Origin of the sequence: Novipirellula caenicola (assembly GCF_039545035.1) — a bacterium.
Classification (GTDB): domain Bacteria; phylum Planctomycetota; class Planctomycetia; order Pirellulales; family Pirellulaceae; genus Novipirellula; species Novipirellula caenicola.
Map to the genome: position 1 here is coordinate 12930 of NZ_BAABRO010000031.1, position 23224 is coordinate 36153.

The 23224-nt window shown below is 54.4% G+C and carries 13 protein-coding genes; 8 read left to right on the forward strand and 5 right to left on the reverse strand.

Features of this window, described 5'->3' with window-relative positions:
- Positions 1-7 precede the first annotated feature (7 nt).
- Positions 8-937 (reverse strand): hypothetical protein, encoded by a 930-nt coding sequence (locus ABEA92_RS29835; protein ID WP_345689267.1) that lies wholly within the window; start codon positions 935-937, stop codon positions 8-10.
- Between the two features lie 1049 nt (positions 938-1986).
- Positions 1987-2130, reverse strand: coding sequence for a hypothetical protein (locus ABEA92_RS29840; RefSeq protein ID WP_345689269.1), 144 nt, complete (start codon positions 2128-2130; stop codon positions 1987-1989).
- 32 nt (positions 2131-2162) lie between these two features.
- Here ABEA92_RS29840 and ABEA92_RS29845 point away from each other — a divergent pair, with 32 nt between their 5' ends.
- Positions 2163-5453, forward strand: a complete 3291-nt coding sequence (locus ABEA92_RS29845; RefSeq protein ID WP_345689271.1) for a PAS domain S-box protein — start codon at positions 2163-2165, stop codon at positions 5451-5453.
- A 585-nt stretch (positions 5454-6038) separates the two neighbouring features.
- Positions 6039-10676, forward strand: a complete 4638-nt coding sequence (locus ABEA92_RS29850; RefSeq protein WP_345689273.1) for a PAS domain S-box protein — start codon at positions 6039-6041, stop codon at positions 10674-10676.
- 133 nt (positions 10677-10809) lie between these two features.
- Here ABEA92_RS29850 and ABEA92_RS29855 read toward each other — a convergent pair whose 3' ends face one another.
- Positions 10810-11004, reverse strand: a complete 195-nt coding sequence (locus tag ABEA92_RS29855; protein ID WP_345689275.1) for a hypothetical protein — start codon at positions 11002-11004, stop codon at positions 10810-10812.
- A gap of 196 nt (positions 11005-11200) precedes the next feature.
- On the opposite strand from ABEA92_RS29855, the gene ABEA92_RS29860 reads away from it, so the two are divergent.
- On the forward strand, positions 11201-11551 hold the full coding sequence (locus ABEA92_RS29860) for a hypothetical protein (protein WP_345689277.1): 351 nt from the start codon (positions 11201-11203) through the stop codon (positions 11549-11551).
- Between the two features lie 6 nt (positions 11552-11557).
- On the opposite strand, the gene ABEA92_RS29865 is transcribed toward ABEA92_RS29860, so the two are convergent.
- Complete coding sequence (locus ABEA92_RS29865; protein ID WP_345689279.1) at positions 11558-14536, reverse strand: hypothetical protein; 2979 nt, start codon at positions 14534-14536, stop codon at positions 11558-11560.
- Between the two features lie 342 nt (positions 14537-14878).
- On the opposite strand from ABEA92_RS29865, the gene ABEA92_RS29870 reads away from it, so the two are divergent.
- The 5 genes from ABEA92_RS29870 (at position 14879) to ABEA92_RS29890 (ending at position 19504) form a co-directional block, all read left to right on the forward strand.
- The gene (locus ABEA92_RS29870; RefSeq protein WP_345689281.1) at positions 14879-15409 is read left to right on the forward strand and encodes a hypothetical protein; all 531 of its coding nucleotides are present in this window, start codon (positions 14879-14881) and stop codon (positions 15407-15409) included.
- A 262-nt stretch (positions 15410-15671) separates the two neighbouring features.
- Positions 15672-16310: a DsrE family protein gene (locus tag ABEA92_RS29875; RefSeq protein WP_345689283.1), complete on the forward strand. Its 639-nt coding sequence runs from the start codon at positions 15672-15674 to the stop codon at positions 16308-16310.
- A gap of 26 nt (positions 16311-16336) precedes the next feature.
- Positions 16337-17851 (forward strand): bifunctional metallophosphatase/5'-nucleotidase, encoded by a 1515-nt coding sequence (locus tag ABEA92_RS29880; RefSeq protein ID WP_345689285.1) that lies wholly within the window; start codon positions 16337-16339, stop codon positions 17849-17851.
- A 739-nt stretch (positions 17852-18590) separates the two neighbouring features.
- Entirely contained in the window at positions 18591-18785 is a 195-nt protein-coding gene (locus ABEA92_RS29885; RefSeq protein ID WP_345689287.1) for a YqaE/Pmp3 family membrane protein, read from the forward strand.
- A gap of 113 nt (positions 18786-18898) precedes the next feature.
- Positions 18899-19504, forward strand: coding sequence for a superoxide dismutase family protein (locus tag ABEA92_RS29890; RefSeq protein ID WP_345689289.1), 606 nt, complete (start codon positions 18899-18901; stop codon positions 19502-19504).
- A gap of 79 nt (positions 19505-19583) precedes the next feature.
- Here the strand turns inward: ABEA92_RS29890 and smc are convergent, their stop codons facing one another.
- Positions 19584-23180 carry a chromosome segregation protein SMC gene (gene smc, locus ABEA92_RS29895; protein WP_345689291.1) on the reverse strand — a complete coding sequence of 1199 codons (3597 nt, stop codon included), beginning with the start codon at positions 23178-23180 and terminating at the stop codon, positions 19584-19586.
- Positions 23181-23224 lie beyond the last annotated feature (44 nt).

Sequence of the window (23224 nt, forward strand, 5' to 3'; positions counted from 1 at the left end):
GTGCCATTCAAGTTGAGGGATCAACAAGCTGGGACTTTTCAGACGAGTATTTTGTCCAAAGTGCATCCAACCGCGAGGCGATTTCACTTTCGTTACCCACGATTAGCCAGTAGCGATATCGGAAAGTTGTCTTGCGGCCGAGCGGGACGCGGTCGATCGGTGCGACATGCATGCAAGGGCCGGCGGCGGGATCGTTACTTTGACCGCCGCCGTGAGGACCGAAATTCCAGCTCTCACCGGACGTGGGCGAAAAGACCGCGACGCCTTGGCCGGAGGGCTCGAACATTGCCATCGCTTTGCGCGGCGGAGTGGTGCGGCCCCATGGTGGTCCAGGCGGTTGATGTTCGGGCCGCCATTTTCCATTGCCGAGATAGCTTTGCACGGACTCGAAGTTGCGAGTGAAGTAGCAGGCTGGGACCTCTTGAGGACTGCTTTTTGTCTCGCCCCAAGGGTCGTCGTCGCGACGCATCGTTTTGATTTCGCATTGCACGCAAACGACACCCGGCATGTTCGGTTCCAGCGTCGTCCACTGACGCATGACGGCCTCAGCCTCTTCGTCGGGCATGTCCCAAAGCTTGGGGATCGTTTCGGAGTACAAGGTATTGCCTGTCTTTTCAAACGCAGTCACTCGTGCCCAAGATCCTTTGCTGCCCTCGCTGCCAACCCCTCCACCTTGGATGGGATTCCATGACCAAGGACTCCACGCTTTGCTTTGCCCTTCAGACGTTCGGTCTAGTCGCCGCCCCGCGTAATAGGATTGTTGAATCAAACGGCCTGGATCGGCAATGTTGACAATGTTTCTCGGATAGGCGTCCGATGACAACCACGTGATTGCGCCGCCTTTCTCGCGATCAATGCCGACCTTCACCGACCCGTTATCAATCGTCAACAAGTCGGCGGCGGGCAGTGCAGTCGTAAACAGAAAACAGCAAAGCATGACCACAACTGAAGGTCGCTTGCTGCGACAGTACCGGTCTATCATCTCCGTTTTTCTGGTGGATAAAGAATGGGCCTGGTTTGGTCGTGTTACTAAACCAAGCTTGGCTCGTCGAAATGTTTGATTGATTAATCGCGGACGAAGTCGTGGGATATTGGTCATTTGGCTACTTGATTCGCGGTTGTTATTTAGGATTCGCATACGCGTCTCGTTCGTGAAAATCGCGATCATCTTGGGGAGCGTGATGACGACCCACATGATCCCGTTGAGTGGCAGGCTAAGTCTATTTGGCTATCGCTTGTCGTCTCTGTTGCGGTCTCGCCGCAGATTGTACTTTGTTCGTTGGAGGAATGCGTTGGTGTGGCGCCGCCGGTGTCGGCAGGCCTTGCGAGAGTCTGGCCTTCGTCGCAATCATGTCCAAAGCACCAGCCAAATTGGTAAACGCATTGGGATCGGTTTTCAAGTCGTTGAGTTCTTCAAAGCCGTCGTGATCGTTCACTCGCTCGGGCAAACAGGACGAGTTGACTTGCAGCATCGACGAGACGGAAACCGAAGCTCCCGGAGAAAAGCCCTGCAGTGGTGGCGATCGTCTTGTCTTTGTCGGTGACGACATTCTATAGCGGGACGACGTTGTCCAGCCGGATAGAGCCCGATAAATCGGCGTGTCTGACCGGCTTGATCAAAAAACGTGTTGTCCAGGCGGCAATGGGACCAAACAGAACCGCCCTTTTTCAATCAATCATCCGCGTACCCAGGCCCGCATGGTTTCAAGCATTCAAGATTTCCAAGGCAAGATCATCGGAGACGTCGTACCATTGAATTGACGGACTTGGAGCCAGTCATTTCAGCCGCACACTCTGGTTGGCGGGCATGATTTGGCCGCCGACTCGAATGGCATCAGGGTTATCGATCGACATCTTCAGAAGCAATTCAATTGAGGAAGGAGCGTCGTTGTGAGGAAAGGAGGCCCTTGGACGGGGAACAGGCGTCCTGTGACGCGTTGGATGTTCTACAATTAAAAGGCGGTTCGAAATTTGCCGATCTTGGATTCACCGTATCGTTTGGGCTGCTGTTTTCATTGAAATACGCGAAATTCGTAAAAAAAGTTTCGCTGCAAAGCACTCTTCAGTTGAAACTTGCCGTCTGGCTTGTGCTTCTCTGGAATCGGTTTCGTTGATACCGTAATCGGTCATCAAGTGCACTCCTATTGGAAAACAATTGGGCCATGGACCAACTACGACAGATTCATTCGGATCCGATCACTGATCCACGTCGACTGGCCAGCTTGCGAGCCACGAAACTGCTTGACAGTGCACCGGACATTTCATTCGATCGGCTGACGCGGCTTGCGTCTACACTTCTTAAGTGCCCGGCATCCGTCGTAACGCTTGTTGACGCGCACCGTCAATTTTTCAAGAGCTGTGTGGGGCTGCCGGAGCCGTGGGCGACACGGCGAGAGTCGCCGCTCAGCTATTCCTTTTGTCGGCAGTCGGTTCTCTGCGATGCGCCATTGATCGTTAATGACTCGCATACCGATGAACGAGTCAAGGACAATCCGGCGGTAGAGGAGCTTGGTGTCCGCGCGTACGCAGGGGTGCCCGTACGTGCACGGTCCGGAGAGGTGCTCGGATCATTTTGTGTTTTTGATGTCGTGCCTCGCGACTGGACGGAAGTCGAACTCGAGATACTGCACGATTTAGCAGCGTCGGTCGAATCGGAGATCGAGCTCGTGACGCTTGCCAATCGAGAGCGAGAGCAGCACCATTTGTTGCGAGTCATTATCGAGCAGTCACCGCTTGCGATGATCGTCATCGACGACGATGCAAAAATCTATCTTTGGAACAACGCAGCTGAAAAAATGTTTGGCTACCAGGCATGCGAGGTGTTGGGCAAACCGCTGCCGATTGTTCCACCGGACAAAGAAGCCGAATGTCGTTCGGTCCGCGAACAATTGGCCGAAGGTAAGTCGTTCCAGGGGATCTCTACCTATCGTCGCCACCGCAATCAATCGAACGTGCATGTGAAAATTGCCGCGGCTCCGTTGCAGGAATATGGCGGCGAATCCGGTCGAAGTCTATTGATCTTTGACGATATCAGTGAACAGATTTCCGCAGATCAAGAGCGTGAAAAGCTTGTTCAACAGCTGCAAGAAGAGAGTTCGTTGATGAAGGCGCTGCTGGATCAACTGCCCACCGGCGTCGTCGTTGCCGAAACTTCCAGCGGGCGAGTTCTGTCTGTGAACGAGCGTGCCCTTGAGATTGTGGGGGGTAAGATACCCGACAGCGTCGATCCAAATTCGCTAACGGACTTCGTCGGATATCATCCAGACGGTCGCCGGTACGAGCCAAAGGAATGGCCATTGGCACGGACGATCCTGCACGGTGAATCCACATCCAACGAAGAAATTCTTTTCGAAACCGAACAGGGTGCAATCCGTCGCTTGTTGGTCAGTTCCAAGCGAGTGGATTTGGGCGACGGAAATCAGGCAAGGGCCATCACCACCTTCAGCGACGTGACCGAGCTAAAAGAGCTCGAAGCTGCTCGGTATCGCAGTGAGGAGCAAGCCAAGCAGATCCTTGCCAGCAGCCAAGACTGCATCAAAATTCTTGACCTGGATGGTCATTTACTTTCGATGAACATCGGCGGGATGAAACTGTTGGAGATTGATGACATCCAAATGTTGCTCGGAAAGCAGTGGATCGATTTTTGGCAGGGGGCCGACCGACAATCTGCCGCCGAGGCGGTGGCCGCCGCTCGAGCTGGGCGGGCGGGACGATTTCGCGGTGTCTGTTCGACTTACCATTCGAAGCTACGGAAGTGGTGGGACGTCATTGTCACGCCGATCGCTGGAGAAGACGGAACTCCCGAGCAGCTGCTGTCGATCTCTCGTGACGTTACCGAATCGGTGCTCGCCGAAGAGGAACGCGAGGCGCTGATCAAACGCGAGGTTCAGGCCCGCAAAGATGCAGAAATTGCCAGAGAGAAGTACCGAAACTTGGTTGATGGCTTGGACGCGATTGTCTGGGAAGCAGACGCAAATACATGGGAGTTCACGTTTGTCAGCGAACGTGCACAACAGATTCTCGGGTATCCCATCGATCAATGGCTTTCGAACACTTCGTTTTGGCCAAGCATCATTCATCCCGAAGACCGCGAAGCCTCCGTCGCATTGTGTCGCAATGCATGTAACGAATGTCGCGACCATGATTTCGAGTATCGAGCCGTCACGCGGGATGGCCGTTCGGTGTGGTTGCGAGATATCGTGTACGTGGTCTCGGACGATGCGGGCAGACCAAACCATCTCCGCGGAGTCATGGTAGATATCACTGCCAAAAAAGAACTCGAACGTGAACTGCGGCAAAGAGCCGAGCAGTTGAGCGAAATGGATGCTCGCAAGAATGAATTCCTTGCCGTTCTTGCGCACGAACTGAGGAATCCGCTGGCTCCGATTGGAAATGCAGCCGAGTTGCTGAAGTTCTGCAGCGATGATCCCAAGCAGATTGCGGAGATCAGCGAGATTCTTCAGGGGCAAGTTTCTCAGCTCATTCGGCTGATCGACGATCTGATGGATATCTCACGGATCACCCGTGGAAAGATCAAATTACAACGTGAACCGGTTTCGATCGGCGAGGTTCTGGAAACCGCGTTGACATCGGTTCGTCCGTCATGCGTGAACCAGCAACACACGTTGCAGTCCCGCATCGATGCGGCTCAGTCATTAACGGTGGAGGGCGATCGCGTTCGTCTTGCCCAGGTTTTTACAAATATCTTAAACAACGCTTGCAAGTACACGCCGCCCGGAGGCACGATCCAGATGTGCTGTGATACCGTCGACCAGGCGGTGGAAATTTCGATCGAAGATAATGGAATCGGTATTTCATCACAGGATGCCAAGGGGATTTTTGAAATGTTCACACAAGTCGAGAGCTCGGTGACTCGCAGTCAGGGAGGTCTTGGGATTGGATTGACGCTCGTCAAACAACTGGTCGAAATGCACCAAGGCACCGTCGAGCTGGATCAAACGCGACAGCAGCCTGGCAGCCGATTTGTGGTTCGCCTGCCGCTGGCCCAAGTCGATGAACCGAAATCAGATATTGACCAACCATCGGTCTCGCAGGAGTCGCTGAATGTTGTGGTGATCGATGACCTGCCCGCGGTGGCGACGCTGTTGGTCAAGCTGATCGAGGCGTTAGGGCATAAGGTTCATGTTGCGTACAGTGCGAATGACGGGATTGAGCTGGTTCGCGAGCAAAAGCCGGACATTGTTTTTTCCGACATCTGTATGCCTGATAAATCGGGTTACGAAGTCGCCCAAGCGCTGAGGTCACTTCCTGAACTTGGCAATTTGAAAATCATCGCCATGACCGGCAATGGGCAACCCGAAGATATCCAGCAGGCCCGCGAAGCCGGATTCGACCAGCATCTAGTCAAGCCCGCCAGCGTTGCAGTGCTGCGACAGGTCTTTGATGAATTCATCGCCGCTCGTTCAAAGCAACGCATTGTCAGCTCTAACTAAAACCAGGCGTGATCTCAGCGTTAGGGATATGGGCATCTCGATCAGCCGTCTGCGGTGACGCGGCGGGCGATCCGCGGTGACGATCTTGCCCCCCTTATGAGCGATTGAGCGTTTTTCGATCAAGGTGATCGATTCAAATCAAAGCGTTGGTTCTAAACTGATCTCAACTGGATCCTGTTGCTCAATGGTCGCTGGCTCTCGATGATCGCTCGCTCGCGACGAAAGCCTCCGAATGACTTTGGTTTTCCAGCAATAGTGCCGGTTCTCGCGGATTGCGACGCAACGGCGAAACCGTCCCTTGGGCTGAAGATTTTGACCATGGAGGGCAGGTCATTGAGGGAACCGCAACCTCGCTGCGAGGTGGCCTGAGCGTCCCCCAAGGCAAATTGCGCAGCGGAGCGAGTCGCTGGCATGAGGATTGCTTAATGCGTCGCATTCGCCAACGAGCGTTCTAGACTTTTTTCCCAGCAAGCAATACAAGAGCGATCAATCCATTCGACGTGCGGCATGTTCGACATCTGGACTTGATCACGGCAGAGGATTTGTCTTTCCGCCCCCCAACAAGATGCTGACGACACGAGCGAGATGAGCGATTTAAACCGTAAGATAATTATCGCCATCCCCAAGATTGCCGCGGTCATTGAAAAGCACACTCAAAATGATTTCAAGCATTACAAGACGACCACGCTAACGCGGCGAATCCGCAGACGGATCCTCGTGCTCAAGCTGTCTTCGGTCGATGACTATATCGAACGGTTGCAATCGTCACGCGACGAAGTCTTTCGGCTGTTCCGTGACCTGTTGATCAGTGTCACTGCGTTTTTTCGAGACGCAAATGCATTCGAATCTCTGGCACGTGACGTCTTAAAACCGCTGGTCGATCGACACCAAGGCGAAGGCCCGCTTCGGATCTGGGTCCCCGGCTGTGCGACCGGTCAAGAAGCCTATTCGATTGCGATCCTGCTAGCTGAGATCCTCGAGCAATGCGGTAGGGAAGTCAGCGTCCAGATCTTTGCGACGGACCTGGACGAACGTGCGTTGTCGGTTGCGAGGTCGGGTAGTTATCCGCTTGGAATTCGGGATGAGGTTAGCGAAACGCGGTTGCAAAGGTTCTTCAGCAAACGTGGGAACCGCTATGTTGTGAACAAAAAAATTCGCGACATGATTTTGTTTTCTGCCCATAATCTGATCAGCGACCCACCGTTTACCAAAGTCGATCTGATCTCGTGTCGCAATCTACTGATTTATCTCGGAGCCCACCTGCAAAAGAAACTCATTCCGCTGTTTCACTATGCGTTACAACCCGGTGGCTATCTTTTTCTCGGTCCTGCCGAAACCCTCTCGGTCAATCGAGAGCTGTTTCGAACGTTACACACCAAACATCGACTTTATCAGCGACGTGTCACCGCCCTCGATCGTCCTCAAACCCTCGAGCCACCCGTGATGAATCTGAATCGTTTTGGCACCCACGCGGATGCGGGCAACAGCGAGCTCGACTTGTTTCGCTATTCACAACAGATCATCTTGAGTGAGTTTGCTCCGCAATGGATCGTTTGCGACGACGAAGGTCAGATCCATTCACTGTCGTCGGACCCGGCTCCGTTTTTGAAAATCACGGGAGGCAATTTCAAGAACAACATCATCACGATGGCTCACGAGAATCTGCGGACTGGGCTTCGGGCTGCGTTTAGCGAATCGAAAGAGCATCGCCGTCGGGCATTGTCCGAAGGCATGTCGATTCCGGTGGAAGGTGGCATCCAGCGAGTTCATATCACGGTTCAGCCGATTCCCGAGATGGGATCGGATCAAAGTCTGCACCTGGTCGTTTTTCATCGCATCGGTTCCCCGCTACAAGCTGCTATCAACGATGATTCGATCAACGCAGCAGCATCCGGCGGACTCGTCGACTCGACTGCGGGGCAAGTCATCGAGCAATTAGAGCTCGAGCTGCTGCGCACTCGCGACGCACTTGAACGCACGGTCCAAGAACTCGAAGCGTCCAATGAAGAGCTGAAGTCATCGAACGAAGAATTGCTTTCGATGAACGAAGAGATGCAATCGGCCAACGAAGAGCTCGAAGCATCCAAAGAGGAATTGCAAACCAGCAACGAGAACCTCGTCCGCAGCAACAACGACATCCAAAACTTGCTTCGCAGTACCAGGATTGCGACGATCTTTTTGGATAACCAATTGTGTATCCGTGGCTTCACGCCCGCGGTGAAAAAAATCTACGATCTGCGTGAAAGTGATGTTGGTCGCAAGCTGACAAAATTTGCGTCCGAGGTCGAGGGGATGCCGCCGCTTCCCGATCCGCGCACGTTGTCAGACGACGATGAAATCGAGGATATGATCGGACAGATTGCCGGTCGCACCTACATTCGCCGAGTCACCGCGTACCGAGGGACCGACGGCGAACACGATGGCATCGTCGTCACTTTTAGTGATGTGACCGAACTGAGCGACAGCCAAGAGCTGTTCAAGACACTGGTCGATGTGGCAGCCCAGATTGTATGGACGACGGATGCGGACGGCCGAGTCGTGGAAGATTCACCGAGTTGGCGTGCTTTTACTGGACAATCCTACCAGCAGTGGCTTGGAAACGGTTGGGTCAACGTCGTCCATCCCGACGATCGCGATGGCATTAGGCAGGCGTGGCAGGATTGCATTGACACTGGTAAAGCGCTAGACCACGAGTTTCGCCTGCGGCACCACAGCGGCGATTACCGCTGGACCCAGGTGCGAGCCGCTCCCATTCGCAACCGCGATGGATCAATCCGCCGCTGGGTTGGGATGAACATTGACGTTCATGACCGGATCATGGCGGAAACCAATTTGCGTCGCAGCGAAGAGCTGGTCCGCACGATCGCCGAGAACTCGACCAATGCGTTGATCATGATGGATGAAAAGGGCTACTTGACCTATTGCAACCAAGCCTGTCTCGAGATGACGGGGTTTGATGAAGACGAGATTCGGTCGAAACCGCTACACGATCTGATACATCACCATTATCCCGACGGACGCCCCTATCCGATGGCGGAATGTCCGATCGATCGTGCGTTGCCTGAGGATTTCAGTGTGCGTGCACACGAAGATTTGTTTTTCCGCAAAGACGGCACGTCGTTTCCGGTGATGTGTGCAGCTAGCCCGATTTTCCGCCACGGCGTGCCGGTTTCAACCGTGATCGAAGTTCGTGACATCAGCCACGCGAAAATGGTCGAAGCGGAACTCCGCGAGAGCGAGGTGCGATTCCGAGAGATGACCAATGCGGCGCCCGCGATGATTTGGGTGACCGATGAAAATCATTACTGCACGTTTCTGTCGCAGAGCTGGTATGACTTCACCGGCCAATCCGAAGAAGAGGGGCACGGATTGGGGTGGACCACTGCCGTTCATCCCGATGACCAGGAAGCGGCGAAGAATCAATTTTTAACCGCAGCGGAACAGCGAGCGGAATACGAGATCGATTTTCGCTTGCGACAAAAAGATGGTACCTATCGCTGGGTCATTGATGCTGGAAAACCACGCTTTGACAAAGATGGGAATTTCGCCGGGTATGTTGGTAGCGTGATCGACACGCACGATCGTCACGAGGCAGTGAGGAAGATCTCGATCAGTGAAGAACGTTTGCGAAACGCGGCTGAGGCCGCTGGTTTCGGGATGCTGCACGCCGACTTGATCGCCGGGACGGTTGGGTATTCCGATGAGTTCAAGCGACTGATTGGTCTGCCAGACGATGCCGAGCAATATGTTCTGGATCATAAAATCCCGGACTGGGTTCATCCCGACGACCGCGAGATTTGTTTCCGCTTTTTCAAACGGCTGCTGACGCTGCCCGAAGGCGTCAGCGACACCGTCGAGCACCGCGTGCTAAGGAGTGATGGGCAAATCCGGTGGGTGCGGATTCATGCACGGCCGATCTATACCGGCGAAGGCGAAAAGGTCCGCGCGACACAGTTGATCGGAACGTTGATTGACATCACGCAGCAGCGTGAATTCGAAGCATCGCTACGCGAAGCACGTGAACAAGCCGAAGCGGCGAACGAGTCGAAAAGTGCCTTCCTGGCCAACATGAGTCACGAAATTCGTACTCCCATGACGGCGATCTTAGGCTACACGGACTTGATCGCTGAAAAGGTTCACGATGATGAAGCATCGATGTGGGTTCGTACGATCCGCCGCAATGGTGACTTCCTATTGGATATCATCAATGACATCTTGGATTTGTCCAAGATCGAAGCAGGGAAATTGGACATCGCTCAAGAGACGTTTTCGCTTGCTCGGCTAATCGAAGACGTTCGCGTCATCATGGATGTTCGTGCGGGTGAGCGAGGTATCAAGCTCTCGGTACAGTACCAGACGCCGATGCCAGCGTGGGTTCGATCCGATGGAAAGCGTTTGAAGCAAATTTTGATCAATCTTGTCGGCAACGCGATCAAATTCACTCCTGAAGGTGACGTCACGTTGCTGGTGTCATTCGTATCCGGCCAACTTCGTTTTGATATTATCGACACGGGGGTCGGCATTAGTGAAAAGCAACTTGCAAATCTGTTTCAGCCGTTTTCTCAAGGCGATGGGAATGTCAATCGCGAGTTCGGCGGTACGGGATTGGGACTTGCCATCAGTCAACGCTTGGCCGAAATGCTCGGCGGCGAAATCACAGTCGAAAGTGTTTTGGGACGCGGCAGCAAATTCACTGTCACAATTGCCGTGGCGGAAGTCGCTGCAGCCAATGTCGCCTCACCGACTACGGCTGATCAGGCTTTGCGGACTTCGGAAGAATCGGTGACGGTCAATGCCGAGATTCTGATCGTCGATGACCGACGCGACATTCGTTTCTTGAGCAAGACGTTCTTAACCCAAGCGGGCGCTAGTGTCAGTGAAGCCGAAGACGGCCAATTAGCGATTGACATGGTCAAACGATCGATCGATGAAGGACAGGTGTACCATCTGATTTTGTTGGACATGCAGATGCCACGGCTTGATGGTTATCAAACCGCACAGCGTTTGCGTCAACTTGGTTACCATGGCCCGATCATCGCGTTGACTGCCGACGCCATGCAAGGTGATATGAACCGGTGTATCGAGGCCGGGTGTAACGACTATCTGAGCAAGCCGATCGACAAGGCGGTGATGCTCGAGAAAATCGAGCAACACTTGCAAAATGGTTTTGCGAGAAGGGTCCTCGACCCAACAAAGGGGCTCTCGCATCAGGCTGGAAAATAGAACGAGAAGGTGCTTGGCAATCCAAGTGTCGGCTAGAGATCAACGAAGTGCGTGAAGCCATGAACGCGTTGCCAGGCGATTTTGAGCAGATCTATTCTCGAGATCGAGTCGATGCGCGACTCGCAGTCCGCAACTAATGCCGCTGCTCCATCGGCGACATCTTGGTCACGAGTTCCTCGGCATAAAAGTGGTAAGCCTTTCCTTTTTTTGATTCGCTGTCTTTGGAATCGCTCACCAACAGTGCTCGATGATCGTCCAATTTGCGGTATCGATCGCCATGGTGCAAAAACGTTTCGCCCACGTTGATACTGGAAAACTCGTCTCTCATCGCAATCTATATCTTGTTTGTGATTTTCGGGTTAGGACGTCCCCTCACTGCAACCGGCGTGCCAGGACCAAATTGAAACGGTTTGCCCATTTCAATCACACAGTCGGCACGCTGATTGCATAGACGAGCTGGTACAAGGAAAAGCCAACGGAAGGTCAAAAATCCTCATCTGTCAACTATGTAAGGAGACATTCAAATGGTTGCACTGACCTCAACTTGCTCGGAAATCATCCGCTTCGATAAGCTCGGAGTCGTGATTCGAGTCAATCGCACTGACCGACAAACCACTTTGGTCGAGGTCACAATGTCCGACGCATTATTCGAGGATGAATCTGCCACCAACCGATGGCTGAGTCACTCGCCCAATACCGAATCGATGGAAGCTGCGTCCAAGCACCGGCATGCGATTCGGAATCGTCTGCAATCGGCAAGCTTATCGCTGGACGTGCTGCAGCGTTGCTCTGCCGAAGACCCCGCCTCGGACGTCGAGCGAATACTGGAAATTGCGGTCGAGTCGCTCACCGAGCTCGAGTCGATGGCCATATGACGACGGTCACTTTGGTGCAGCGGCCGATGCCGGCGTCGACGTGTGGTCGCTGCCCTCGAGCGACGTTTCTAGGCCCACGAGCGACGTTTCTTGGCGGTCGATAAGCAGCTTCCAATCTTGGATTGGCGAGTTTTTAAACTGAAGTCGGCTTGTCATTTGATGGAGCAATTGCGTCGCCCCGCCATCGGGTGATGTCTTGAATAGATTCCGCAGGTAATAGGGAGGCAACGCTTGGTAATAGAGGCTTGCTCGTACGCGGATTTCGTCTCGATCAACGTTTGCCGGTAGTGCAATTTGGTAGTGCACGATGTCATGTCCATTGCCGTCGGTGAAGTCACTGTCCTGCATTGCGATCGGTCCCGGTAGGGTCGCCTTTAGATAGGGACCATCCAATCCGCCGCCGGGACCTTTGGCGGACCATCCTTTGGGTAGCAAGCGATTGTCTTTCACGCTCTCGCAGCCGCGAACAAAGCTGGTCGTGAAGCGTCCAAAATTGTCTTTCAGCAAAGTCTCATAAATTTGAACCTGATTCTGGGAAGTAATTACTTCATGATGCGGCTGATGCGACTCGTCCGGGACGTCACCAGCGAAGAATTCGGTTTCCAGTGGCTGACCGTCATCGCCTAGGATGACACCCAGTTCGTTGGTTTTTCCAGACGACCAAACGATCGATTCGTTACCTTGTTCGTCTGTTGTAAAGACCGTCATTTCGATGAACGCGCGACGAAATCCGACGCCGGTGGGAAATCGATGCCCCGCGAGATTGGTGACGGTGACCTTCGCGTCCAGTGTGTTGGAGGTGGTTGTCGATTCAGGCACAATGTCTAGCTTGATCGAAGCGGTCTCGTGTCGCGCGGTTCGCACCATGCCGGCAATCGCCTGCTCGGCGCCACGCGTTGAACCTGTCATCAGATCCTGTTGTTTGACACCAACTTGCTGATCGAATTGTTTGGTCAACTCCAGCAGCCAGACGTTCAACCCCGCGAAACCGTGACGCCGATATTCGTCGCGGATGGGAATGTCGAGTTGTTTGTGTTCGGCTAAGTTTTCTGCGTCGGGGTATGTTGTATCTTGAATGGCAGCGATTCGCGTGCGTACTGGTTCTTCGGCCCCATTGTTCTCGTCGGCAAACACCTTGCTCGGCATATGACAATCCTGGCACGATCGACCATGAACGGCATCGGGATCGGTTTCGTTATTGAATTGGCTGTTGAGCCATTCCAAGTAAGTTGCCTGTTCAATGTGATGGTGAAATCGCTTGAATTCCGGAACGGATTCGGCGTCGGTTAAAGGATCAACTAGTGGTCCAGAATCATCATCGCCCAGCGGCCGATCAATGGTTGGCAGCGAAACCGTGTGGCAGGTTCCGCAAAGTTGCGATTTTTTCAGGTAGTCGCTGTGGACTGGTTTCCACCCGGTCGCATGATGCATTGCGTAGCCGGCTACCTCGTTGTCTTTGTAGGGACCGTAGAGTTCACCGGGCGGACCAAGATGCAGATTTCCGGTGGTCGAAGTTTCTAGGAAATATTGCAGATAGGGGCGTTGATCATCTTCGGGTTGGGCCGGTGGTTTGATGCGATGGCAAACCATGCAACTAACACCATCACGGGCGAGCGCCCCGATTTCGGAATCACCGTGCACATCGGCCATCGAAATTTTTTCGACGTCACCGTGTTGCGATCGGCGTTGATGATAGCCCATTGGGCCATGACAACGAAAACAGGTATCGATTAGCGTTTCCGAAATTTGCCGAGACTCGTCGCCTTCCCCAAATTGTTGCCGAATCAAGGAGATTTCACTTTCTAATTGAGCGTAGAAAATAGGATCGCGGCCTGCCAAACCCATCGGCGTCCACCGCCATTCACCGTAGGGCGAAACGTTCACTCCATCGCCCCCGTATTCGTTCGTCGCTGAATCCATGTGCACATATCCGACGGGACCCAGCGGACCGGTTAGTCCAGCGTGACAATTCATGCATTGATTGGACGTAAAGAACTGTTTCGCTTGGTAACGACTGCTGGGGACCGAGTCATGGCTCGAGCGTGGCAGGCAGTCGATTGATTGAAGCGGTATCGATTTGATCGAGTCGTACAGCGCCGTAAATGCCTGATCTGCCGTAGCCTTGGCCACCTTCGATGTCTCGGTTGCATCCGTATCGCCCCCACTGGCTTCGTCATCGGCTTCCTGATCTGCTGCAGCTTGCCACGAATCGTCGACTCGAAAAAGGATCGGTTGGCCAGGGAACCCTTCGATGTTTCGTAGCGATGCAAAGGTGAACTCGTTTGCCATGTCCGCCGGTGATTCGACGCCGGGTGACTGGGCCGATGCATGACAGCGTACGCAGTAAAGACCGAACCCCGAATAGGGTTGCTCGTTTTTCGCGTGATAGTCAAACGGTTCTGCATCCGCCGATGGATTGCTCCAGAACCAACCATCATGCGAGCCGGTGGAATCCTTGATCATCACCGTCCATGATTCCAATGAGTCGCGCAGTTCGGCTTCGGATTTATCGCGATGCAGGATTGCTGGCGGAGCGTATTGTTCTTTGATGATCATTTCCCCATCGGCGATCGGGCCGACGCGTCCTTCGGCAAGCCAACGGGTGATCCCCGGCGAATAGAAGACTCGCACCGCAGGATGAGTTCCGTAGTAGGTTCCGTCGATGTAGGGACCTGTATCGCGAACCGTTTTGTCCTTTCGCCATCCCAGTTCAACGTACTGACGCTCGCTCAAAAACTTGAATAGTTGCTTCTCGTAGTCAAAAACCGCCATGGTGCTCGGCAGCGGCAGCTGATGTTGACGGCCGAAATCAGAGTTGGAGGGATTGATCGAGGAGACGGCCACCACCGGACGGACGGCAAGGTTTTGACGCTCGGCCGATTGCTGCATCGAATCCCGGTCGCGGCAACCGAGAATCGAGAGGCAAATCATGGTGTAGATGCTGCCCGTCAAAACGGAACGGAGTCGCAAGTAAGAGAAGTCCATCAATGTAAAGGTAGTCCGATTAGGCGTAGTTGGGGCACAAAGGTGATTGGGGACTATGGCACGAGATTAGCAAACTGCGTGCCTGATATTGACGTCGGACGCGAAACGGACCGAGTCGCAAACGAGACGAATTCGCGACTCGATACGCAACGCTGAGTTGGCAGTAGACGCCGTAACGCTGGTTCGTTTCGGTGCAACGTGGCCATTATCCGACCAATGGTTCGCGAGATCGCGAAAGCCGAACAGTATTTTGATCGCTGGCAATTGGAAGAACAGAAATCACATCTTGAGCTATTACGTCCCCATTTCCATTGACCCTTTTTGTCGAGCCTTAACCCCACGATGACAGCTGATCATTGCATCCATGTCGCGAATCTTTTCTACCTCGGCTCGTACCTCTGCAAAGACATTTTGTGGCTACGTGTTCTGACGTGTGCGGGATTAATTTTTGGCATCATCTTTTTCTGTTGCCAAGCCGATGCGATGTTCGCGCCTGCATCGTGGATGTCGCTATTTTTAGTCGTCAACGTCGTTCAGATCGTCCGCACGCTACGGGATCGCTACGACACTCGGTTGAGCCCGTCACAACAGGAAATAGGGGACGTGTTACTCAAACGGCTCACCCGCGAGGACATGCTAAACGTGTTGACGAAGTCGATGTGTCAGAGCAATCGGAGATCACAATTGCTGGAGCAGATCCATGCGATTCGGCTGAGCCGGGAGGAGCGAATTGTGCGAGACACCGCCTTTGATCGGTTGTCCGATCAAGAGTTGGTGAATTTAATCGTTCGGCGATTCTGGCCTTCGATTCGCCGACGACGCACCGGTTGGTTTGGTGCGAGACGCAAGCGTTCGCAACCTGCACGGGCTTGAGTGACGAGGCCGTTGGCAGATTGATTTGATGTGGAATGTCTTTTCTTGTTGCACTCATTTTAGGTGGACAAGTTTCAACACGTGCTCGCCGCCACACAACTCGCGTCGCGGTTCCTCGTTCGGAATTGCCGACCATCCCATTTGGAGAGCGAACGAAGTCGATATCTCATTGCGAAGCGTTCCCGTGAGCCGGCTTGGCGCTGATTTTGCTGAGTTTCTGGTTGATCGATTTCGATCGTCCAGAACCCGAGGAAAGCACGACTTGATTGCTGCAATCCCGTTCTTAACCTTTCCCCCGAATTTAAAAGTGAGAGTAACGATGCGATCGACAATTCCTATGCTTGCAACACTGCTTCTGTTGGTAATGCCAACTCTCGGACAAGCGGCCGACCCGACGGGGGAGCCCAATTTCAAGTACCCGGTGATCAAAGATCACGGCGGGATCGTCACCCTTTCGGACGCTGCCCACCAACCCAAAGCGAATTCGAAGGTGCTGTTGGATATTACGTCGGATGCAAAATCTGGCTCTGTGATCAAAGGCTTTGATCGTGCCGCGCTGATCCTAAATCAGTACTCCGAAGCCGGAGCGGGAATGGACAACGGATTTAAGATGGCGATCATCCTGCACGGCCCTGCCACCAAAGCTGCGCTATCGGACACAGGTTATGGAAAGCACACCGATCCCTACCTGAATGCCAAAGGAAAGAACAAAAATCCAAACCTCGAACTGATCGGCAAGCTGAAGGAAGCGGGGGTGAAGATTTACGTCTGCGGCCAAGCTCTCGCTCATCATGGGTTTGCCACTAGTGATGTTGCGTCGGATGTAGAAGTCGCTGTTTCGGCAGCCACCGTCAACATCAACAGCCAAATGGATGGGTATGCTTATCTCCCTTTCCACTAAGCCCTCAGGATGATTCGCCGCCAACCATGATCACGCTCCTCCACACGAACGACGTGCATGGTCACCTGAGGGCGTGGCGTGGATGGGAGGGAGAGCTTCAGGATCAGCAGCTAGGTGGAGCTGCTCGTTTGGCATCGGCCATCGCTGCCGTCCGCGCCGAATCGCCGAACCTGTTGTTGATGGACGCGGGTGACCTGATCGGTGATACGATGATCGCGCAATTGACGCACGGTCAAGCGTTGACACAAGTATTCGATGCGCTGCAGTACGATGCGGTGGTGATCGGCAATCACGAACCAGACTTTGGTGGTGCCACGCTGATGCAGCGGATTGAATCTGCGGGGTTTGCCACGCTTGCTGCTAATGTACGGCGAAAGGACAACGGCGAATTGCTGACGCGCCCCTACATGATCAAGGACTACGATGGCGTGAAGGTCGGCGTGTTTGGACTTGCCTACCCCAAAACCCCGTGGACCACGGCACCAAAAAACGTTCAAGATATGACGTTTGATCCTGAGGTGGACGTCGCCAGAAAGTTCGTCAACGAGCTTCGCAACCAGGGCGTCGATTTGGTCATCGCGTTGACTCATCTCGGACTCGGCGCCGACATCCAGCTTGCCAAGCAGGTGCGAGGAATTGACGTGATTGTCGGTGGACACAGTCATAACCGGATGCACGAAGCACGGCGGGTTGGTCAGACGTTGATCGTTCAAGCCGGAGCACACGGCTCGGATTTGGGGCGGTTGGACTTGTTCATCGAGGATGGACGCATCGTCAAGCATCGACGCGTCTTGTATCCGCTGCTGGCAAGCGAATTCAATCCGGATCCGGCAATCCACAAGCTTGTCGAACAAATCATTGCTCCCCATCGCGATCGCATGGACGAGCCGATTGGCGAAGCTGCCTCATGGTTGATTCGTGCCCAGACGCTGGCAGGCCAACAGCCGAGGAAACGTGACGCGCAGTCGCCCGTCGACAGCCTGTTTGCGGACATCCTTCGCGAAACGACCAGTAGTGACGTGGCTTTGCTGCCCGGTGTGGGTTATGGGGTGGCCATTCCGCCGGGGCCGATCACCGCGGCCCAGCTTCGGCAGCTCGTTCCCCACGAAGGCAAGGTCGTCACGATGCAGCTTTCCGGAAGCGAATTGCGCGAGATTCTCGAGCAGGCGGTCGAGAATGTTTTTACAAAGGATCTCGACAAAAAAGTTGGTGGCATGATCCAGGTTTCAGGAATGCGATTCCGCTATGACCGTGACAAGCCGCTGGGCGAGCGTGTTGAGGACATCCACATGGAGCCACGCCAATGGAGCCCTGAGCGAAAGTACCGCGTCGCCACGAATTCGATGCTTGCCGCTGGCGGCCATCACCAGCAGACGTTTACCCGAGGGCGAGAGTTGCAGGAGCACGGCAGTCAATATGAAATGATCAAAACCTACTTTCAAAAGCAGACCAACGTATCCGCGCCGCACGATGTCCGTATTCGGAAAGTGGATAAAACGGATTCGCCGGATTCGTTGCTGCAGTCGCAACCGAGCCGCTAAGCTGGCATGCAGGAGTAATTGGGTGAAATCCCCATAGCAGCTTCGGCCAACGCTGCAAAGCATCTTTCATAACCCGAATGCGTCAGTTTTGAAGTTGCTGTTTTTCGTTCTTCGGGCCAAAGGCCCAGCAATTTGCCTAGCCTAGCCCAACGGGCTAGGTTTTCGATGCAAAGAAACCTAAGGGCCAAAGGCCCGGCCATTTGCTAGCCGCCCTCATTATGTCCCGGTAAACGGCCGGACCGTTGGCCCTACAATTCATTGGTTTTCTTGGTCCCAGCCCGTTGGGCTGGGCTAGGTAAACGTCCGGGGCTTTGCCCCTAAATACAAAAGCGCAACTTCAAAACTGACGCGTCGGGTGTGATGACACGGCAAAACACGACTCCGAAATGCTTCATGGCGTTGGCGAAAACGGCTCGTCTACCGAAAGACACCTGTCGACCTGCTGAGCTAAGGGAAAACGACAGTCACCCCGCAACGATCGCTTCGCTGGATGAGCACAAGCTTGGCAGATGTGAAGAAGCCAGGCATCCGTCATGCATAATTTTGCATGTTGCGAAGAGCCCGTGTGTTGGAAGCGGAAGCGTGTCTCTAGCAGACGAAATGGCACATCGTTTGCAACTTGTTCGATCTGTGGTTCCTTTGTCCGGGCCGCCGTTATCGGATTTAGAATCCGATTGAAAATCGTAGTCGATGCACGGATAACGCCGGATAACTAACGTTTCTAAATCGGGAAGCAGCGATGAGCTTCATACGTCTACTAATTGCATTCATCTTGCCCCCTGCCGCGGTGTACGTGCAATTTGGCATCGGCAAGTATTTTTGGATCAACTGTCTATTGACGCTTTGTGGGATCGTTCCAGGCATCCTGCACGCCGTCTACATCATGGCTGCACGACCGCCGGGTTTGACGAGATTGGAACGCAGTCCGGGGTGATCGTTATTGTTTCACGTCCCCCTCAAAAAAAACGCTACGGGTGACCAGAGTATCGGTTGTTTCTGGTTTGCCCTTGGAGCTTGGTCTTTCAAATTTTGAAATGGAGAATTGAGATGCGCTTGCGACTTTTTCCTGTGTTGGGGCTGTCAGTACTGCTGTTGACGGGATGCAATCAAGACGTTGACGATGCCACGAATCAAGACGTGACACCTGAGCTGGAAGCCTCGTCGCTTGATACTCGTGATATCACCGATGCCGACTCGAACACGACCATCAAAGCGATGTGCGAATTGGTGCCGATTGGTGACAGTAAAGTGAAGGGAGCGGTTAGCTTTACCCAGCAAGGGGATGTGGTCCAGGTTCGTGGCGAGGTCACTGGATTGACTCCCGGCAAACATGGTTTTCACATCCATGAACATGGCGATCTGTCGGACAAAGAAACGGGCAAATCCGCGGGCGGACATTTCAACCCAACCGATCAACCGCACGGAAAGATGACCGATCAGAAACGCCACGTGGGTGATCTTGGCAATATCGAAGCGAACGAGGAAGGCATTGCGCTTATCGAAATCGACGACTCGGTGATTTCGTTAAGCGGCGAGCATTCGATCGTCGGGCGGGCGCTCGTGATCCATGCCGGTGAAGACAAGTTCACGCAGCCAAGTGGCGATGCAGGAGATCGAGTCGCGTTCGGCAAGATCGAAAAGCAATCGGAATAACCGAGGTGCCCGCTCACTAAATGCACAGCGACAAGAGACCGAACGTCACTAGCGATCAACCACGGGCGGACTCGGCGGATTAAGCCGCTTCGCCTTCGTTGATCTCGCCGTCTTCGCTGACATCTTCGAAGCGGATCGAGACCTGCTTGCTGACGCCCGACTCTTGCATCGTGACGCCGTACAAGGTGGTCGCTGCGGTCATCGTCTTTTTACTGTGCGTGACCACGACAAACTTCGAGTGGTCCAAGAACTCATTCAGCACCGTTACGAAACGACCAATGTTCGCTTCGTCAAACGGTGCGTCGACTTCGTCCAGCACACAAAACGGACTGGGGCGATACTGGAAGATCGACATCAGCAGCGCAACCGCCGTCAACGCCTTTTCACCACCGGAAAGCAGTGAGTTGCTGAAGCTTGGCTTACCAGGCGGGGTGGCGACAATCTCGACACCCGCTTCGAGTGGATCTTCGTTTTCTTCGAGGATCAAATCGGCGTGGCCCCCGCCGAACGATTTGCGATAAAGCTTTTGAAAGTTCTGGCGAATGGCTTCGAGCGTATCCAGGAACAATCGTCGGCTGTCGGCGTTGATCCGGCCAATGATTCGTTGCAGCGAGTCTTTGGCGGCAGTCAAATCTTGGTATTGGCCGTGCAGTTCATCGTAGCGTGATTGCAGCCCCTCGAGTTCTTCGAGTGCTTCCATGTTGACGCTACTGGTGCGCTGCAACTGGGCGCGTAGTTCGGTGATTTCGTCTTCGACCGCCTTGCGATCTTCGGGGGCTTCGAGATCCTCTGGAGGTTCGGAGTTGCGAAGGTCGATCTCGTAGTCTTCGAGCAATCGGTCGGCCAACGTATCGCGGCGGACTTTTGCGTTATCGCGTTTAGCCGTAATCGAATGGACCGCTTCACTGGCCACACTGGTTTGCTTGATCGCGTCTTCGCTGGCTTTGACGATTTGGCGATTCTCGGCACGAACCTTTGCCGCCGCTTCGGCGAGCGACGCAAGCTCGTGCGTGCTGGCATCCGATTCCCAGCTGAGCGTCGCTAGCCGACTGGTGGCCTCGAGCACTCGCAGCGTCAGTTCGTCGAGCCGCACTCGTCCTTGTTCGGCTTGGCTACGGACTTCGGCCACGGCGGCTTCGCGTTGGCTTTGGTCGCGACGCTGTTGCTGCATCGTGGTCGAGAGCGCCTCGTACTTTTGTTCCGCACGAGCGATGTCAACCGAGATCGCCATCACTTCGCTGGTGGCCGATTGCAATTCGGTTTGGGCGCCCGAGAGCATCTCGTCAATCTCGGCGGCTTCCATTTCGAGTGTTTCGATCTCTTGTTGGCCGCTGGCGATGCGACTGCCCATGGCAGCGTATTCACGCTCGGCGGTCGTACGAGTTTGGTCGGCCGCGGCGACTTCGGCATCGAGTTCATCGTACGCCGTTTTGAGCGACTGATACCGCTCTTGCGCATGACGCAGATCGGCGACCGCCGCTGCTCGCTCGGTGATTTGGCTGCGGTGTTTCTGCTCGATGCGTCCGAGTTCGGCGGCTTGGTCGTCCACCAACGAAGCCAATCGCTCGGATTCCGCCTCGGTTTCTTTTAATTGGAATTGGTAGTGTTTGATTTCTTGCTCGGCGGCCGTGATTTGGCTACGACGGCTCACCAGGCCCGTCGAGATGTTGGCCGGTCCGACGACAACGGTGCCGTCGGTTTCCAGCAATTCGCCGGTTGCGGTGACGAATCGCAGTCCCGCACCGCTGAGTTTCCGTAACCCCAATGCCGTGGCCAGCGAATCGACCAACCAAGTGCTGCTAAGTAGATGTCGCGCAAGCGGTTCGAACATCGCATCGCACTTGATCATTCGGTCACCACGCCCGATGACCCCTTTGAGTCCATCCAACCGGATCCGGTCGCCGGGGCGTCGACGTGGCAATTCATCGAGTCGAATCAGTCCGACGCGGCTGTTGATTTTAAATTTGCCCGACAAGATCGCGTCTTGCAAATTACCACCGCTGACGATCACGTATTGAGCTCGCGTACCGAGTGCGGCATCAATCAGCGGAGCCACGTGGGTGTCCACTTCAAAACACTCGGCGACAATGCCGTGCATCGTCTTGGCGATCGGGTCGTCCGAACCGCTCATTTCTTGCAGGATCGCTTGGACGCCTCCGGAAACACCTTCCTGACGGCGATGCAGGTCCAACAGCACGCTCAACCGCTCGGTGACCCCTTGCAATCGTACTTTCAGTGCCGATGTTTCTTCGCGTCGCCGTGCCAACGTGCGTCGACTCTCTTGCAGCTTAGCGTCGGCCAGCCCGACTTCTTTGGCCGCATCTTCGATTTGCTTGTCGAGCGATGCAACGCGGTTCTTCGCCAGTTCAGATTCTTTTTCGGCTTCACTCAGCGACGCTTTGGCGGTGGCGATCCGTTTGCCCAAATTGGCCAACAACCGAGTGACTTCGGCAATCTGTTGTTCGCTGCGTTGTCGTGATGCTTCGAGATCGGCAGCACGACGAACGAGCGCGAGATGTTTCTGTTGGACTTCGTCGCGTTTTTTGCGAACCTCGTCGACTTCGACTTGAATCTTGTCTCGTCGCGATTCGGCTTCGCTGCCTCGTTGTTGCACCGCCGCCAATTCGGATTCGTACTGAGCAAGACGCTCGTTGGCGTTTCGCAGTTCCGCCGCGGCCGAGCCGGCTTGGTTTTGCAGCAACCGAACACGAACCAGTGATTTAGCAATGCTCGATCGCAAGTCCTTGATCGCAGCGTTGTCAGCCGAGCGTCGTCCATTGAGTTCAGCGATCCGCTGCAAGGCCGACGAGCGTTTCTCTTCGATCGCACGCGCTTGCTCGGCGATCGTTTGCAATTTCATGTCGGCAGCCTGTCGCTGCTCGGTCATCGATTCGCGAAGCGTCTGCAATTCTTGATGACGAGCGACGGCGTCGGTCAGGTCTTGTTCGAACTTTTCGAGCTCGTTCGATAGATCGGCCCAATCGGTCCACGCGACTTGCGTCCTCAGTTCCTTCAGTCGGTCCGAGGCTTGTCGATAACGTTCGGCCTTGCTGGCTTGGCTACGCAGCGATTTTAGCCGCGACGCGACTTCGTCAACGATGTCGCCAAGTCGGGTCAGGTTTTGTTGGACACGAACGAGTCGCCGTTCCGCCTCGATTTTTTTGGCTTTGAAGCGGCTGATCCCGGCAGCTTCTTCGAAAATCGCCCGGCGATCTTTGGCGTTCGCCTGCAGCATGCGGTCGACCTTGCCCTGTTCGATCAAACTATAGGCGTCGATCCCGATGCCGGTGCCGCGGATCAGGGCTTTGACGTCTTTCAGTCGGACGGCTTGGTTGTTGATCAGGTATTCCGCTTCGCCACTGCGATAGACGCGGCGGGTGACGTGGACTTCCGGGGCGTCCACGGGCAGCGAGCCGTCGGCATTGTCAAAAACGATGGTCGCTTCGGCCGATGCCGCCGGACCGCGGGTTTGTGATCCCTTGAAGATCACGTCGGACATGTCCTTGCCCCGCAGGCTCTTGGCGCTCTGCGATCCCAAAACCCATTTGATAGCGTCGACAATATTTGATTTGCCCGAGCCGTTGGGGCCGACGACGACCGTAATCCCATCGGGGAAATCAAAGCGGGTCCGATCGGCAAAACTTTTGAACCCGGCCAGTTCGAGTGCTTTCAGCATGCGAAGAGTTTTTTGCTCGGGATCAGGAAGGTAAGGCCAAAGAA